Source organism: Ornithinimicrobium tianjinense, from assembly GCF_014636495.1.
Taxonomy (GTDB): domain Bacteria; phylum Actinomycetota; class Actinomycetes; order Actinomycetales; family Dermatophilaceae; genus Ornithinicoccus; species Ornithinicoccus tianjinensis.
Map to the genome: position 1 here is coordinate 1 of NZ_BMEM01000012.1, position 1,432 is coordinate 1,432.

Consider the following 1,432-nt stretch of genomic DNA (forward strand, 5'->3'; position numbering starts at 1 on the left):
GGGTCAAGTCCCGGGTAGTGGTGTAGCGCTGTGCTCCTTCGGCAGGGGTTGTCAGGCGGTCAGTGCGGGTAGGGCATCAGCTCCGATCTCGGGTTCGGTGCTGGGCACGATGTTGACGCGGCAGCGGGCCAGGACCTCGAGTCCGAGGTAGCGGCGTCCTTCGGCCCATTCGTCGGTCTGCTCGGCCAGGACGGCGCCGACGAGCCGGACGATGGCGTCGCGGTTGGGGAAGATGCCCACGGCGTCGGTGCGGCGGCGGATCTCCTTGTTGAGGCGCTCGGCGGGGTTGTTGGACCAGATCTGGGTCCACACGTCCTTGGGGAAGGTGGTGAAGGCCAGGATGTCCTCGCGGGCGCCGGCGAGGTGCTCGGCGACGGCGGGCAGCTTGTCGGTGACGTAGTCGATGAGCCGGTCGAACTGGGCGTGCACCGCCGATGCGTCGGGCTGGTCGTACACCGAGTGCAGCATCGCCTTGACCGCCGGCCACATGGACTTGGGCGTCACCGACATCAGGTTGGCCGAGTAGTGGGTGCGGCAGCGTTGCCAGGAGGCGCCGGGCAGGTTGGCCGCGATGGCCTCGACCAGTCCGGCGTGGGCATCAGAGGTCACCAGCCGCACGCCGGTCAGGCCGCGGGCGACCAGGTCGGCGAAGAACTCGTTCCACGCCGACCCGGTCTCGCTGGTGGCCACGCGGGTGCCGAGGACCTCGCGGTGCCCGTCGCCGTTGACGCCGGTGGCGAGCAGCACGACGGCGTTGATGACGCGCCCGCCCTCGCGGACCTTCATCGTCAGCGCGTCGGCGGCGACGAACGTGAACGGCCCGGCCTGGTCCAGGGGTCGGTGGCGGAACTCCTCGACCAGCTGGTCCAGGTCGGTGGCCATGCGGGAGACCTGGGACTTGGACAACGAGTCGATGCCCAGGGTCTTGACGAGCTTGTCCATGCGTCGGGTGGAGACGCCGGCCAGGTAGCAGTCGGCCACGACGGTGATCAGCGCGGACTCGGCCCGCTTGCGGCGCTCGAGCAGCCACTCGGGGAAGTAGGTGCCCTTGCGCAGCTTGGGGACCGCGACGTCCAAGGTGCCCACCCTGGTGTCCAGGGGGCGGTGCCGGTAGCCGTTGCGCTGCGCGAGGCGCTCAGTGCTGGGGCGGCCGTACTCGGCGCCCACGACAGCGTCGGCGTCCGCGGACAGCAGCGCGTTGATGATCGACTGCAGCAGGTGGCGCATCAGATCCGGACTCGCCTCAGCCAGGGCTTCGCCAAGCAGGCCGGCAGGGTCGACAATGTGAGGAGCGGTCATCGTGTGACTCCGTTCGAGAGTGCTGTGAGAGGTTCACTCGAAGGATCACGCGGTGGCCGCGTCCTCGTCCGACAAACACGCCGGAGACGACGACCTCAGCTACCGCGCTACACCACTATGCGGGACTCAACTC

The 1,432-nt window shown here is 69.0% G+C and carries 1 protein-coding gene; it reads right to left on the reverse strand.

Annotated elements, in window-relative coordinates; translation table 11 throughout:
* Positions 1 to 51: 51 nt before the first annotated feature.
* On the reverse strand, positions 52 to 1,299 hold the full coding sequence (locus IEV65_RS15480; RefSeq protein WP_188432352.1) for an IS256 family transposase: 1,248 nt from the start codon (positions 1,297 to 1,299) through the stop codon (positions 52 to 54).
* Positions 1,300 to 1,432: the final 133 nt, after the last annotated feature.